At 68.5% G+C, this 13,352-nt stretch carries 14 protein-coding genes; 10 read left to right on the top strand and 4 right to left on the bottom strand.

Features of this window, described 5'->3' with window-relative positions; translation table 11 throughout:
- Nucleotides 1-19: 19 nt before the first annotated feature.
- Nucleotides 20-1,222, top strand: coding sequence for a PrsW family intramembrane metalloprotease (locus H9633_RS00780; RefSeq protein WP_225211020.1), 1,203 nt, complete (start codon nt 20-22; stop codon nt 1,220-1,222).
- Nucleotides 1,223-1,360: 138 nt separating this feature from the next.
- On the opposite strand, the gene H9633_RS00775 is transcribed toward H9633_RS00780, so the two are convergent.
- Together H9633_RS00775 and H9633_RS00770 are read right to left on the bottom strand one after the other, a co-directional pair.
- Entirely contained in the window at nt 1,361-2,098 is a 738-nt protein-coding gene (locus tag H9633_RS00775) for a cache domain-containing protein (protein WP_225211019.1), read from the bottom strand.
- 32 nt (nt 2,099-2,130) lie between these two features.
- Nucleotides 2,131-2,922, bottom strand: coding sequence for a FadR/GntR family transcriptional regulator (locus H9633_RS00770; protein WP_191711757.1), 792 nt, complete (start codon nt 2,920-2,922; stop codon nt 2,131-2,133).
- Between the two features lie 107 nt (nt 2,923-3,029).
- On the opposite strand from H9633_RS00770, the gene H9633_RS00765 reads away from it, so the two are divergent.
- The 6 genes from H9633_RS00765 to H9633_RS00740 all read left to right on the top strand — a co-directional run bounded on the left by H9633_RS00765 (nt 3,030) and on the right by H9633_RS00740 (nt 8,185).
- Nucleotides 3,030-4,097 (top strand): ABC transporter ATP-binding protein, encoded by a 1,068-nt coding sequence (locus H9633_RS00765; protein WP_191711756.1) that lies wholly within the window; start codon nt 3,030-3,032, stop codon nt 4,095-4,097.
- 48 nt (nt 4,098-4,145) lie between these two features.
- Complete coding sequence (locus tag H9633_RS00760) at nt 4,146-5,327, top strand: extracellular solute-binding protein (protein ID WP_191711755.1); 1,182 nt, start codon at nt 4,146-4,148, stop codon at nt 5,325-5,327.
- 73 nt (nt 5,328-5,400) lie between these two features.
- Nucleotides 5,401-6,228, top strand: a complete 828-nt coding sequence (locus H9633_RS00755) for an ABC transporter permease (protein WP_071642324.1) — start codon at nt 5,401-5,403, stop codon at nt 6,226-6,228.
- Nucleotides 6,229-6,235: 7 nt separating this feature from the next.
- Nucleotides 6,236-7,048: an ABC transporter permease gene (locus H9633_RS00750; RefSeq protein WP_191711754.1), complete on the top strand. Its 813-nt coding sequence runs from the start codon at nt 6,236-6,238 to the stop codon at nt 7,046-7,048.
- Between the two features lie 75 nt (nt 7,049-7,123).
- Nucleotides 7,124-7,492 (top strand): FKBP-type peptidyl-prolyl cis-trans isomerase, encoded by a 369-nt coding sequence (locus tag H9633_RS00745; RefSeq protein WP_071642328.1) that lies wholly within the window; start codon nt 7,124-7,126, stop codon nt 7,490-7,492.
- A gap of 144 nt (nt 7,493-7,636) precedes the next feature.
- On the top strand, nt 7,637-8,185 hold the full coding sequence (locus H9633_RS00740; protein WP_191711753.1) for a YceI family protein: 549 nt from the start codon (nt 7,637-7,639) through the stop codon (nt 8,183-8,185).
- 43 nt (nt 8,186-8,228) lie between these two features.
- Here H9633_RS00740 and H9633_RS00735 read toward each other — a convergent pair whose 3' ends face one another.
- Complete coding sequence (locus H9633_RS00735) at nt 8,229-9,455, bottom strand: MFS transporter (RefSeq protein ID WP_191712880.1); 1,227 nt, start codon at nt 9,453-9,455, stop codon at nt 8,229-8,231.
- 205 nt (nt 9,456-9,660) lie between these two features.
- Here H9633_RS00735 and rpsO point away from each other — a divergent pair, with 205 nt between their 5' ends.
- Nucleotides 9,661-9,930 (top strand): 30S ribosomal protein S15, encoded by a 270-nt coding sequence (gene rpsO, locus H9633_RS00730; RefSeq protein WP_071642334.1) that lies wholly within the window; start codon nt 9,661-9,663, stop codon nt 9,928-9,930.
- An 86-nt stretch (nt 9,931-10,016) separates the two neighbouring features.
- Here the strand turns inward: rpsO and H9633_RS00725 are convergent, their stop codons facing one another.
- On the bottom strand, nt 10,017-11,015 hold the full coding sequence (locus tag H9633_RS00725; RefSeq protein WP_191711752.1) for an isopenicillin N synthase family dioxygenase: 999 nt from the start codon (nt 11,013-11,015) through the stop codon (nt 10,017-10,019).
- 142 nt (nt 11,016-11,157) lie between these two features.
- On the opposite strand from H9633_RS00725, the gene efeU reads away from it, so the two are divergent.
- Complete coding sequence (gene efeU / locus H9633_RS00720) at nt 11,158-12,114, top strand: iron uptake transporter permease EfeU (RefSeq protein WP_191711751.1); 957 nt, start codon at nt 11,158-11,160, stop codon at nt 12,112-12,114.
- On the top strand, nt 12,111-13,343 hold the full coding sequence (gene efeO / locus H9633_RS00715) for an iron uptake system protein EfeO (RefSeq protein WP_191711750.1): 1,233 nt from the start codon (nt 12,111-12,113) through the stop codon (nt 13,341-13,343). The genes efeU and efeO overlap by 4 nt, the downstream gene beginning before the upstream one ends.
- Nucleotides 13,344-13,352: the final 9 nt, after the last annotated feature.

Genomic DNA, 13,352 nt, shown 5'->3' with positions numbered 1-13,352 from the left:
CGGCCTCTAGGCTTTGCTCATGAGCTTTGGAGCACGGCCCCCGGCCGCGCAGTCGTCGGACCCGTTCCCCACGCTGCTCGCCGGCCGTTCCCGGTACACGCCACCGGCGCCGTCCGCACCCGCACCCGCACCCGCCATGCCGGCCCTGCCGATGCCCGCGCGGCGCGGGCGGAGCGCGTCGGTGTGGGCGTTCGGCGTGCTCGCCTTCCTGATGATCGCGCTGATCGCGTACTTCGCGCTGTTCCTCGGCGTGGGGGCGTCGATCGTCGGGCTCGTCCTCGCGTTCGTGCCGCTCGCGATCGTGCTCACCGGCGTGCGGATGATCGATCGGTGGGAACCCGAGCCGAAGAACCTGGTCGTCTTCGCGCTCGCCTGGGGCGCCGTGGCGGCCGTCGGCATCACCCTGCTGGTCGATCTGGCGTTCGCGCTGGCTGTCGGGCAGCGCAACGAGTTCTTCGCCGCGGTCATCCAGGCGCCCGTGATCGAGGAGCTCGCGAAGGGCCTCGGGGTGCTGCTGGTGTTCGTCATCGGCCGTCGAGCCTTCGACGGGCCGGTCGACGGCGTGGTCTACGGAGCGCTGGTCGGTGCCGGGTTCGCGTTCACCGAGAACATCCAGTACTTCGGCACCAGCCTCACCTCCGGCGGTGCCGCTGACCTCACGGTCACGTTCATCCTCCGCGGGCTGGTCTCGCCGTTCGCGCACGCCATGTTCACCGCTCTGACCGGATTCGCCATCGGCCTGGCCGCACGTCGGGGTGCGAGCACAGCGTCCGCCGTGGGGTCGGGTGCGGTCGGCCTGGTCGGCGCCGTCGGCCTTCACGCGTACTGGAACGGCTCGTCTCTGCTGGGCGACTTCCTCGCGCTGTACATCACCACGCAGGTTCCGCTGTTTATCGGGTTCATCATCGCGATCCTGGCGCTGCGCCGGGAGGAGACGCGTCTGACGCGCCTGCGCCTGAGCGAGTACGCCGCCGCCGGATGGTTCACCCCGCAGGAGGTCGAGATGCTGGCGACCCCGGCGGGCCGGCGGACGGGCCTGCGCTGGGCATCCGGTCTGCGCGGCGACCGCCGAACGGTGATGCAGTCGTTCATCCACGATGCCGCGGCGCTCGCCGCCGTGCGGCAGCGGGCGATCACCGGTCGCGACCCGCTGGCCGCGGCGGACGAGCACGCTCTGCTGATGCGTACCAGGGATGCCAGGGCGCGTCTGCTCGCGTACTGACGGCTCCGCACCGGGCGAAGACAGACTCAGCGCCCGGTGCTGCGGCGATGCCTGCAAGACTCCCGGGCGCTGAGTTGATCTACAGACAGGGTGCCTCGACCTCGGTACGAAGTCAAGACCTCCGGATGGATCGCGACCTCAGACGCTCTCCACGATCACGTCGAGCGCGACGCCGTCGCAGGACAGTCGGGGAAGGTCGGCGAGCCTGCTGCCGCGCACCGAGTCACCCGTCGCGCAGCGCGGATCGGTGGAGACCACGACCCGGCCGACACCGTTGACGAGGGTCACCTGCTGGCCCAGCGAGGCGAAGCGCGGAATGATCTCTCGCTCGACCTCGGCGACGAGCAGGTCGAGCCCTGCCACACCCAGCAGGCGCCCGCCGTCACTGGCGGGAACGGCCACGGTGATCGTGTACTCGTCGCTGCATAGGTAGTCGACGTACGGGCCCGCCACGTGCGGTCCTCCCGTGCTCATCGGCACGCGGTACCACTCGAGTTCGCTGTAGTCGATGTACTCCTTGTTCACGGTCTGCGAGGCGAGCACCAGCTGCCGGCCGCCTTCGCCCTGCCACCAGGCGAGGTGGCTGCGGGCGTCGGCGAGAAGATCGATCGCCGCGATGAAGCCGGCGCCGTAGACCGGCACGGCGTCCAGCGCCAGGGTGCGCGCGGCGTACGGCTCGACGATCGCGTCGAACCGGGGCCGGGTCAGCGAACCCTCGCCGAGCGCGACCGAGAGCTCCGCGGCACAGGAGGCGACCCAGCTGTCGAGCATGCGGATCGGAGCGCCGAAGTACTCCTCGACCATCCGGACCGCATCCGCAGGTTCGGGTGTCATGGGGGCGGGTGTGGTGGCGGCGGGTGTCGTGGGGGTGTTCATCGCGTCCTCCAGTGCACGTCGATGGGCGGGACTCATGAGGTGCTCGCGGGCGAGCTCTGCAGGTGGATGAGAGCGTCGATGACGCCGACGACCAGACCTTCGGTGCGCGCTCCCGCCGTGTCGGGATCGCCCTCCTCGACCGCTCTGATGATGGCGGCGAGCGCCGCCGACTGACTGCGCAGTCCCGCGCCGTCCGGTGCGGCGAGACGGAGGTAGGGCGAGAACTCGGCCTGCAGCTTCATCTGCTCGCGGGTCAGACGGGCCGACTGGCTCAGCGAGACGAGCTCGACGAGCACATCATCGAGGAGGCGGCGCTGCTGGTCGACGTCGAGATCGTCGACCAGCTCGAGGCGACGGCGCACCCGGCCGGCTTCGCTGACATCCGCGCGCCGTGCGGCGAGACGGACGGCGGCGGCCGTGATCGCACTGTAGTGCGCGCCCATGTCACGCAGCGCGAGCCGCGACATGCGCATGAGCGCATCGTGCGCGAAGGCGAGCGGATCGGCGTCGTCGACGACGAAGCTGCCCCCGTTGCGTCCACGACGCGTGACGATCAGTCCCTGGCCGCGCAGCGTGAGCAGAGCCTCCCGCACGGTGACCGGTGCGACACCGAAGCTGCGCGCGAGGTCGGATTCGGATGGGAGCCGCTCACCGGCCCGCAGGTGACCGCGGTGGATGGCGTCCACGAGCCGGCGCACGACGAGCTCCGCACGGCCTTCATCCCCGATCGACTGGAAGAGGGCGCCCTGCAGCCGGTGCGGGTGACGGCCCCGCTGACGATCCGGATCGGTGCGCGCACCGGCGGGGGAGGTCAGCGAGTCCATCTCTGGATTCTTCCACGTCGTCGATCCGCGGAGAAGAGTTGAAATATGACCTACGGTCTTATATGTTTAACCGACCTTCCGTATCGATGAGGATCGAGGAGCACGAGATGACGACTGCCGCGCTGGCCACCGATGCCGACAGCGACGCCGCAGCTCCCGGCAGCGTGTCACTGTCGGGCCTGACCAAGTCCTTCGGCGACTTCACCGCGGTGCGCGATCTCGATCTGCACGTCGCGCCGGGGGAGTTCCTCTCCATGCTGGGCCCGTCGGGATCCGGCAAGACCACCGTGCTGCGCATCATCGCCGGGTTCGAGGAGGCGACCTCCGGCACCGTCCGTCTCTCCGGCGTGGACGTCACTCGCACCCCGCCGCACGCCCGTGACGTCAACACGGTCTTCCAGGACTACGCGCTCTTCCCCCACATGACCATCGCCGAGAACGTCGGCTACGGACTGCGCGTGAAGGGGACCAGCAGGAGCGAACGCGTCGAGCAGGTCGCCGAGTCGCTGCGGCGCGTGCGTCTCGACCACGTCGCCGACCGCCTGCCCCATCAGCTCTCGGGCGGCCAGCGCCAGCGCATCGCCCTGGCCCGCGCGCTGATCCTGCGGCCGCAGGTGCTGCTGCTCGACGAACCCCTCGGAGCCCTCGACAAGCAGCTGCGCGAGCAGATGCAGATCGAGCTGAAGCAGATCCAGCGGGAGGTCGGCATCACCTTCGTCTTCGTCACGCACGATCAGGAGGAGGCGCTGACGCTGAGCGATCGCGTCGCCGTGTTCAACAACGGTCGCATCGAGCAGGTCGGCACCGCCCGCGAGGTCTACGAGGAGCCGCAGACGGAGTTCGTCGCGCGCTTCCTCGGGCTGTCGAACCTCATCGGCGCTGAGCTCGCGCAGGAGCTCACCGGCACCCGCCGCACCATGAGCATCCGTCCGGAGCGGGTGCGGATGCTCGGTGCTTCCGACGCGCTCGCCGACGGCGACGTGGGGCTGACCGGCACGATCGCCGAGATCGTCTACACCGGACCGGCCACCCGCTACCTGATCACCTCCGATGCCGGCGTCGACATCATCGCCGAGCGACCGAACGCCCATCACATCGCCGGTCTGGACGTGCCGCGGCGAGGCGATCGGGTGCGTGCCGCCTGGAACCCGGCGCACGCAGCACGACTTCCCTGAGCACCACCCTGTTCCCACCCGCGCACCGCGATCACAAAGGAGAGATCCATGCGAAAGAAGATCCTGGCCGTCTCGGCCCTCACCGCAGCCGCAGCCCTGGCGCTGTCTGGCTGCTCGAGCACCACGGAATCGACGGACGGCTCCGGCGGCCTGTCGATCGACGTCCCCGATGTTCCGATGATGGACAAGCTCGGCGAGAACGAGAAGGAGGTGAACATCATCGCCTGGTCGGGCTTCGTGGAGCCCGCGTGGACCGACGCGTTCACCGAGGCGACCGGATGCACGGTCAACCGACGCGTCGCCGGAACGAGCGACGAGATGGTGCAGCTGATGCGCACGGGCGACTACGACCTCGTCTCGGCGTCGGGCGACGCGAGTCTGCGCCTGATCGCCGGCGGCGACGTGCAGCCGCTGAACCTCGAGCACATCCCGAACTTCGGCGACGACATCGTGGAGGGCATGAAGGGTCAGATCTACGACACCATCAACGGCAAGTCCTACGGCATTCCGATCGGTCGCGGCGCGAACATCCTGCAGTACAACAGCGAGATCGTCACCGAAGAGCCCACCAGCTGGGACGTGGCGTGGGAGAAGGACAGCCCGTACGCCGGCAAGGTCATCGCGTACGACGCCCCGATCTACATCGCCGACGCCGCCGTGTACCTGATGGCGCACGAACCCGACCTGGGCATCGAGAACCCGTATGCGCTCGATGAGAAGCAGCTCAAGGCCGCTGTCGACCTGCTCAAGCAGCAGAACGGCATCGTCTCGGAGTACTGGTCGGACCCCGCGGCTCAGATCACCTCGTTCGCCGGTGGCACCACCGTGCTCGGCACCTCGTGGGAGGTGCTGCGCAAGCTCACCGAGGATGACAAGTACAAGAGCGTGCTGCCCGAGGAGGGCTCGACCGGATGGTCAGACGCCTGGATGCTGGCCGCGAAGTCGAAGAACCCGAACTGCGCGTACGCGTGGATGGACTACGCCTCCTCGCCCGAGGTCAACGGCGCCATCGCGATGAACTTCGGCATGGCGCCCGCCAACGCCGCCTTCTGCGACACCAGCGAAGAGGCGAAGGCGCACTGCGAGTACTACAACGCCACGAACGAGGAGTACTTCAAGAAGGTGTGGTTCTGGACCACCCCGATCGAGCAGTGCATCGACGGCCGCACGGACGTGAAGTGCACGAACTTCCAGCAGTGGACGGACGCCTGGACCAGCGTCAAGGGCTGACCCGGCCCGCCCGGGGCGGGGGAGACGACTCCTCCGCCCCGGATCGCACCCTCTCGACTCCGACAGGAACGACATGAAGCGCCGCGCACGCATCGCCGGTCTGCTGGCCCTGCCGATGGCCTGGCTGATCGGCATCTACATCTTCTCGCTCGTCATGCTCCTGGTGACGGCGTTCTGGATCACCGATCCATTCACCTCGAAGGTCAAGCCGGGCTTCACCTTCGGCAACTTCCAGCAGCTCGTCGCGAATCCGGCATATGCCTCCACGGCTCTGCGCACCCTGGGGATCGCGCTCGCCGTCACCGCTCTCGCGATCCTCATCTCGGTCCCGCTGGGCATCTTCATGGCGAAGGTCGCCTCGCCCTGGCTGCGAGCCGTGCTGGCCGTGTCGATCACCCTGCCCCTCTGGGCCGGCTACCTGGTGAAGGTCATCGCGATGCGCATCACCTTCACCGAGCAGGGATTCTTCAACTGGATGCTCGCTCCGCTCGGCATCAGGGGGCCCGGCTTCACCGTCTTCACCGTCGTGCTGACTCTCACCTACCTCTGGCTGCCGTACATGGCCGTGCCGGTGTACACGGCCATCCGCCAGCTGCCGGCCAACCTGTTCGACGCCTCCGCCGATCTGGGGGCTGGGTCGTGGCGCACGATCCGCACGGTCGTGCTGCCGCTGATCAAGCCGGCCATCATCGCCGGCTCGGTGTTCACCTTCTCGCTCAGCCTCGGCGACTACCTCGTGGCGAAGTTCGTCGGCGGCGACACGCAGATGATCGGAAGCGTCATCGCCTCGAACATCAACCTCAACCCGCCCCTGGCGGCGGCGTTCTCGGTCGTCCCGATCGCCTTCGTCGTCATCTACCTGGTGAGCGTGCAGCGCACCGGCGCTCTGGAAAGGATGTGAGCCGACCATGCTGAGACTGTCGCGCACCTCCAAGATCGTGCTCGGTGCCATCGTCGCGATCATCCTCGCGTTCATGTACGTCCCGCTCATGCTCGTCGTGCTGAACTCGTTCAACTCGGCCCGCATCGCCAGCTGGCCGATCACGGGGTTCAGCCTCGAGTGGTGGGGCAGGGCGTTCACCAGCCAGCCCGTCCGCGACGCGGTGCTCAACTCCGTGCTGGTGGCCACCGGCGCCACGGCGATCGCCCTCGTCCTCGGGACGCTGGTGGCCTTCGCGCTGCAGCGCTACCGGTTCTTCGGGCAGCGCTCGGTGAACCTGCTCGTCGTGCTGCCGATCGCGCTGCCCGGCATCGTCACCGGTGTCGCGCTGAACAACACCTACAACCAGATGCTCGAGCCGATCGGCATCCAGGTCGGCTTCTGGGGGATGATCATCGCACACGGCACCTTCTGCATCGTGATGGTGTTCAACAACGTGCTGGCGCGACTGCGGCGCATGAACCCGAGTCTCGAGGAGGCATCTCAGGATCTCGGCGCGACGCCGTGGCAGACCTTCCGGATGGTGACCTTCCCCCAGTTCCGCAGCGCCCTGGTGGCCGGGGCGATCCTCGCCTTCGCGCTGAGCTTCGACGAGGTGTACGTCACGATCTTCACCGCCCCGCCCGGAGTCGACACGCTGCCGCTGTGGATCATGAATCAGATGGCGCGGCCGAACGAGGCGAACGTGGTGAACGTCGTCGCGACCGTCGTGATCCTGGCATCCTTCATCCCGGTGTGGGTGTCTCAGCGCCTCTCCCGCGACATCACCGACCGGGACTGACGCGGCGGATCGCATTACGCGGTCAGCGGACGCACCGCATTGACCGGGGCACGCGCGCCGAGGTTGGATGGAGTCATGACTGAACGCACGAAGCCCGAGTTCGACGCCCCCACCGGACCCGCCCCCGCAGAGCTCGTCATCCGCGACATCGTCGAGGGCGACGGCGCCGAGGCGCGCCCCGGCGACACCGTCACCGTGCACTACGCCGGTGTCGAGTACGACTCCGGTGAGGAGTTCGACTCCTCGTGGGGTCGCGGCGAGACCATTCAGTTCCCCCTGCGGGGTCTCATCCAGGGCTGGCAGGACGGCATCCCGGGCATGAAGGTCGGCGGGCGCCGTGAGCTGGTCATCCCGCCGCACCTCGCGTACGGCCCGGCCGGATCCGGCCACTTCCTCTCCGGGAAGACCCTGATCTTCATCATCGACCTCGTCGCCGTCGGCTGAGTCGATCCAATCCGAAGAACCCCCATCCACCTCGGTGGATGGGGGTTCTTCATGTGATGGGCCCTACCGGGAATATATGCAGACGCATGTAAGTTATCCTCGGTACGGCGTGAGTGCGCCGACGAACCTCAAGGAGAAACACACATGTCGATCGAGATCCCCGGCTACCGTCCCGGCACTTGGGTCCTGGACCCCAGCCACAGCGAGGTCACCTTCAGCGTGCGCCACATGATGATCTCGAAGGTGCGCGGCTCCTTCGCCATCAAGAACGCCACGCTCACCGCTCCCGAGAACCCGCTCGAGGCCACCGTCGAGGCGAGCGTCGACGTGGCCTCCGTCGACACCAAGGACGAGGGACGCGACACCCACCTGCGCTCGGCGGACTTCTTCGACGTCGAGAACTTCCCGACCATGGAGTTCGTCTCCACCGGAGCACGCGTCGAGGACGGCGACTTCTTCGTCGACGGCGACCTCACCATCCGCGGCATCACCAAGCCGGTCAGCTTCGAGTTCGACTTCGGCGGCTTCGGCACCGACCCGTGGGGCAACTACAAGGCGGGCGCCTCGGCGACGACCGTCATCAACCGCGAGGACTTCGGCCTCACCTGGAACGCTGCCCTTGAGACCGGTGGTGTGCTCGTCGGCAAGGACATCACGATCAACCTCGACCTGCAGGGCGCCCTGCAGGCCTGAATCCGACCGCGTTCCCGGGCCCGGGGGCCGAGCCGCCGACGGCTCAGGCCTCCGGGCTCAGTGCGTCGTACGCGCGGAAGCGCGGGGTGAGCCGCGCGATCGTCACGGCCAGGCCGATCACGAGCATTCCGCCCAGCAGCGGTGGGAGCCACAGTGCGGTGAGTGTCGCCAGAGTGCCGGCGTACAGCGCCCCGAGCCGGGGGCCGCCGGCGACGACGATGATGAACACACCCTGCAGACGTCCGCGCATCGCGTCGGGCACCGCCGCCTGCATCATCGTGTTGCGGTAGATCGAGCTGATGTTGTCGGCCGCTCCCGAGAGGGCGAGCGCGACGCAGGCGACGGCGATGAGCGGGACGGCGGGGGAGTGCTCGGATGCCGGCGGCAGGAACACCCCGATGAGCAGAATCGCCCCGAACAGCGCGACCGTGGCGCCGTAGGCCTGCACCGCCCTGGCGATGCCGACGCCGTGCCAGCGGTACTGCACGATCCTGCCCGAGAACAGGCTCGATGCGAAGGTGCCGACCGCGACCGACGCCGTCAGCAGTCCCGTCGTCACGGCGCCGCCGCCGAGCAGCACCGTGCCGAGGGCCGGGTAGAGGGCGAGCGGGTTGCCGAAGGTCATCGCGGCGATGTCGAGCAGGTACTGCGCGCGGATGTTGCCCGCCCGGCGCAGGAAGCGCCATCCGTCGACGATGGATGCCAGCCCCGGGCGGACGATCATGCCCTCGGGCAGCAGCGTCGGCAGCGTCCACAGCCCGAGGAACATGCACAGCATGAGGACGACATCGATCGTGTACGTCCACCCGAAGCCGGTGAGGGCGACGAGCACACCCGCCACAGCGGGGCCGACCATCACGGTCAGGCCGAAGGCGACGCCGTTCAGCGCCGATGCCGCCGCGAGTTGGTTCAGCGGGATCAGGCGCGGCACGATCGCCGTGCGGGTCGCCATGCCCACCGAGTTGGCCGCCGCGATGACCATGCTGAGCCCGTACAGCCACCAGATCGTCTCCGCGCCCGTCCACGTCAGCCCCGTGAGCAGTGCCGTCGCCACGAAGGCGATGGTCGCAGCGATCAGAGCCACGCGCCGCCGGTCGAAGGCGTCGGCCAGCATCCCGCCGTAGAGCCCGGCGAGGACCATCGGCACGAGGCCGGCGACCGCGATCATCGAGACCGCGAAGGTGCTGGCGGTCAGCTCGAACACGTGCAGCATCACGGTCACGATCGTGAGCTGGCCGCCGATCCCGGCGAGGGCCGAGCCGATCCACATGCGCGCGAAGGCCGGGCTGGATCTCAGCGGGCTGAGATCGATCAGATGGGCGCGGGAGAACGGCACCCGTCGAGGTTACCGGTGCGCATCCGGCCGTCCGGATGCTGGTAGACTGTCGAGGTTGCCGTTTGATCGGCCGCGGATAAAGAGAGCCCACGCATTCGGCGTCGGGCACCGCGCAGCAAGCAGAGAGGGGATCGAATCTATGGCACTGGAAGCAGACGTCAAGAAGGCGATCATCGAAGAGTACGCGACGCACCCCGGTGACACCGGATCCCCCGAGGTGCAGGTCGCAATGCTGACGCAGCGCATCAAGGACCTCACCGAGCACCTCAAGGCACACAAGCACGACCACCACTCGCGCCGTGGCCTGTTCCTGCTCGTCGGTCAGCGCCGTCGCCTGCTGGGTTACCTGCAGGACGTCGACATCAACCGCTACCGCTCGCTCATCGAGCGTCTCGGTCTTCGTCGATAAGGCATATCGACCAGCGTTCAATCGCGCAGAACATTCTTGGAGAGCCGCCCCACGGTGTGGGGCGGCTCTCGTCGTATGCCCCCGCGTCACGCCCCGATCAGGTCGGCGTGATGGATCGCGGCGACGTCGGAGTGCGCGCGCAGGCGCGACTTCAGCGCGTTCTCGCCGTACAGGCTGTGGATGGGATTGGCGGGATCCTGCGTCACCCCGCGCGCGTGCGCGGCGAGATCGGCCGGCAGATCGATCAGCGGCAGCTTGGTGTCGAGAGCGGGGTTGAAGAAGAACGGGATCGAGAGCCGGTCGTGGGGCGCTCGCGGTGAGACGACGCGGTGATTCGTCGCCTTGAGGTACCCGTTCGTGGCGTACTCGAGCAGCTCGCCGATGTTCACCACGAAGGCGCCGTCGACGGGCGGCGCGTCCACCCACTCGCCGTCGCGCTCGACCTGAAGCCCGCCCCGCCCCGGCTCCACCCACAGCAGGGTGAGCACGCCGCTGTCCTTGTGGGCGCCGACGCCCTGCTGCGGCTCGGGATCGGTCGTGCCCGGATAGCGGACGATCTTGATGAGCGTCGACGGCTCGCCGAAGTGGTCGTCGAAGTACGACTCGTCCGCGCCCAGCGCGAGCGCCCACGCGCGCAGCAGCTTCCGCGCGATGCCGGACAGCGCGGCGTGCCACTCGCCGACCACGGCGCGCAGCTCGGGCTGCGCCTCCGGCCAGAGGTTCGGTCCGATCAGGCGGTTGAACGCCGGGCCGCCCACGACGGCAGCCCGTTCCGGGCCGATGTCGATCTGCTCGCGCCAGTCGACGGCGCCCTTCGTCCGCTCTCCGCCGACGCGCGTGTACCCGCGGAAGTGCGGACTCTTCACGTTCTCGATGGCGAGCTTGTCGGCATCGGGAAGGGCGAAGAAGTCCCTCGCGGCGCTGTGCAGCCGCTGCTCGAGATCGGCAGGGATGCCCGTGCCGGTGAGGTAGAAGAAGCCGACGTCCCTCGTCGCCGCGCGCAGGTCGGCGCGGAACCGCGCGGCCGCGTCGTCGCCGGCGTCCAGCTGGGACAGGTCGAGGATGGGAAGGGAGAGATCGCTCATGCGTCGACGGTAGGACCCGATCCGGTCGTGCGCACGAATGTTGCCTTCTCTTACCGGTCGACGCGCGATCGGCCGGGCGGCCGGGTGCTAAAGTTCCTTAGGTAAGGCACCCCTTACCGATCCGCCGGCAGAATCGAATCCCGTGTTCGCAGCGCTCCTCATCGGCCTCCGCGAAGGCCTCGAAGCCGCTCTCGTCGTAGGCATCCTCGTCGCGTACATCCGCCGACTCGGCCGAGCCGACGTGCTGGGACGGATGTGGGTCGGCATCGGTCTCGCCATCGCCCTGGCGCTCGGGATCGGCGCCGTGCTCACCTTCGGTGCCTACGCGCTCACCACCGAGGCGCAGGAGATCATCGGCGGCTCGCTCTCGCTCGTGGCGGTGGGCATGGTCACCTGGATGATCTTCTGGATGCAGAAGGCCGGCCGGACGATGAAGTCGACCCTGCAGGGCGGCGTCGATCGCGCCCTCGCGCACGGCAGCCTCTGGGCGCTCGTCACCGTCGGGTTCGTGTCGGTGGCGCGCGAGGGGATCGAGACGACCCTGCTGCTGTGGTCGATGGTGCAGTCGTTCGGCGACGCGCCGCAGTCTCTGCTCGGCGCGCTGCTCGGTCTGCTCATCGCCGTCGTCGTCGGCTGGCTGCTCGCGCGCGGTGCCGTGCGGCTCGATCTCCGGCGGTTCTTCGCCTGGACGGGCGGCTTCCTCGTCATCGTCGCCGCCGGTGTGCTGGCCTACGCCGTGATGGACCTGCAGGAGGCCGGCGTGCTCGGCGGCCCCTTCACCGCCGTCGCCCCGACCGATGCGGTGACCGGCGCTGTGCTCACCGGGCTCGCCGGCTTCCCGTTCGGCTGGGCGTTCGACGTCACGTCCGTGATCGCACCGGGTGGCGCCTGGGCGACCATCCTGCAGGCGACGGTCGGTTTCATGCCGCACATGACCTGGCTGCAGGTCATCGCGTGGGCGCTGTACATGGCCGTCGTCGGCACCTTCTTCGTTCGCGGGCTGACCCGCTCGCGTGCTGCTCGACCTGTCCCGGCTGCCGCCTCGGCACCGCAGGCCGAGCGCGCAGACCTCGTCACCAACTCTTCTGGAGCAGCATGACCCTCTCCTCCCGCACGCTGAGCGCGCTCGCGCTCGGCGCCGTCGCCGTGACAGCACTCAGCGGCTGCGTGGCCAAGCAGGCAGCCGATCCGGCGGCGTCGTTCACGGTGTCCTCGACCGACAGCGAATGCGCGGTCTCGTCCGGCACGGCCAAGAGCGGCACGCTCACGTTCGACGTGACCAACGCGGGAGACCAGGTCACCGAGTTCTACCTGCTGGCCGAAGACGGCCTGCGCATCGTCGGCGAGGTCGAGAACATCGCCCCGGCCGCGTCGCGCACCCTCACGGTCGTCGCGCAGCCCGGAGACTACTTCACCGTCTGCAAGCCGGGGATGATCGGCGACGGCGTGGGGAAGGCCGCGTTCACGGTGACAGGCGACAAGGTGAGCATCGACGGACCGGACGCCCAGCAGAAGCAGCAGGCGGTCGACCTGTACGCCGCGTTCGTGAAGGACCAGGTCGGCGCCCTCGTCCCCGACGTCGCAGAGCTGGTGGCGGCGTACACCGCCGGCGACGACGAGAAGGCGCGTGAGCTCTTCCCGCTGGCGCGGGCATCCTACGAGCGCATCGAGCCCGTCGCCGAGGCGCTGGGCGATCTCGACCCGCGCATCGACTACCGAGAGGTGGATGCGCTCGCCGAGGGGCTGGAGTGGACCGGTTTCCACCGCATCGAGAAGGATCTGTGGGTTCCTGCGCGGGACGCACTCAACTCCGACGGCGAGACGCCCGCCTGGCAGGACTGGGCCCCGTCGACGCCCGAGGAGCGCGGCGAGTACGGCGATCTGCTGATCGCCGACGTGCAGGAGCTGTTCGACTACGTGCACTCGGACGAGTTCACCACGGCGCTGGCCGATCAGGGCATCGCGGGCATCTCGAACGGCGCCGTCGCGCTGCTCGACGAGGTCGCGACGGGGAAGATCACCGGCGAGGAGGACTGGTGGTCGCACACCGACCTCTACGACTTCGCCGCCAACGTCGAGGGGTCGAAGATGGCCTTCTCGCTGGTGCAGGACCTCGCGGCATCCAAGGGTGCCGATGGCGAGAGCCTCGTCGACGAGATCGCCGCGGGCTACGCGGACCTCGAGAGCGCCCTCGCCCAGCACGGATCCCTGGAGAGCGGCTTCGTGCCGTTCACGGAACTCACCGATGATCACAAGCGCGAGCTCATCGATCTCATCAACGCCCTGGCCGAGCCGCTGTCGCGGTTGACCGCCACCACCCTGTCCTGACGGGGAGCA

The organism is Microbacterium commune, from assembly GCF_014836945.1.
Lineage (GTDB): Bacteria > Actinomycetota > Actinomycetes > Actinomycetales > Microbacteriaceae > Microbacterium > Microbacterium commune.
Note: the sequence above shows the minus strand (reverse complement) of the source record. Positions and strands in the feature narration are given on the sequence as shown.

What these genes read in the sequence shown, in the direction of transcription:
- rpsO (WP_071642334.1), top strand. Translation starts at nt 9,661, where the DNA reads ATGGCACTGGAAGCAGACGTCAAGAAGGCGATCATCGAAGAGTACGCG.
- H9633_RS00750 (WP_191711754.1), top strand. Translation starts at nt 6,236, where the DNA reads ATGCTGAGACTGTCGCGCACCTCCAAGATCGTGCTCGGTGCCATCGTC.
- H9633_RS00740 (WP_191711753.1), top strand. Translation starts at nt 7,637, where the DNA reads ATGTCGATCGAGATCCCCGGCTACCGTCCCGGCACTTGGGTCCTGGAC.
- efeO (WP_191711750.1), top strand. Translation starts at nt 12,111, where the DNA reads ATGACCCTCTCCTCCCGCACGCTGAGCGCGCTCGCGCTCGGCGCCGTC.
- H9633_RS00780 (WP_225211020.1), top strand. Translation starts at nt 20, where the DNA reads ATGAGCTTTGGAGCACGGCCCCCGGCCGCGCAGTCGTCGGACCCGTTC.
- H9633_RS00725 (WP_191711752.1), bottom strand. Translation starts at nt 11,015, where the DNA reads ATGAGCGATCTCTCCCTTCCCATCCTCGACCTGTCCCAGCTGGACGCC.
- H9633_RS00735 (WP_191712880.1), bottom strand. Translation starts at nt 9,455, where the DNA reads ATGTGGATCGGCTCGGCCCTCGCCGGGATCGGCGGCCAGCTCACGATC.
- H9633_RS00755 (WP_071642324.1), top strand. Translation starts at nt 5,401, where the DNA reads ATGAAGCGCCGCGCACGCATCGCCGGTCTGCTGGCCCTGCCGATGGCC.
- H9633_RS00775 (WP_225211019.1), bottom strand. Translation starts at nt 2,098, where the DNA reads ATGAACACCCCCACGACACCCGCCGCCACCACACCCGCCCCCATGACA.
- H9633_RS00760 (WP_191711755.1), top strand. Translation starts at nt 4,146, where the DNA reads ATGCGAAAGAAGATCCTGGCCGTCTCGGCCCTCACCGCAGCCGCAGCC.
- H9633_RS00745 (WP_071642328.1), top strand. Translation starts at nt 7,124, where the DNA reads ATGACTGAACGCACGAAGCCCGAGTTCGACGCCCCCACCGGACCCGCC.
- H9633_RS00765 (WP_191711756.1), top strand. Translation starts at nt 3,030, where the DNA reads ATGACGACTGCCGCGCTGGCCACCGATGCCGACAGCGACGCCGCAGCT.
- H9633_RS00770 (WP_191711757.1), bottom strand. Translation starts at nt 2,922, where the DNA reads ATGGACTCGCTGACCTCCCCCGCCGGTGCGCGCACCGATCCGGATCGT.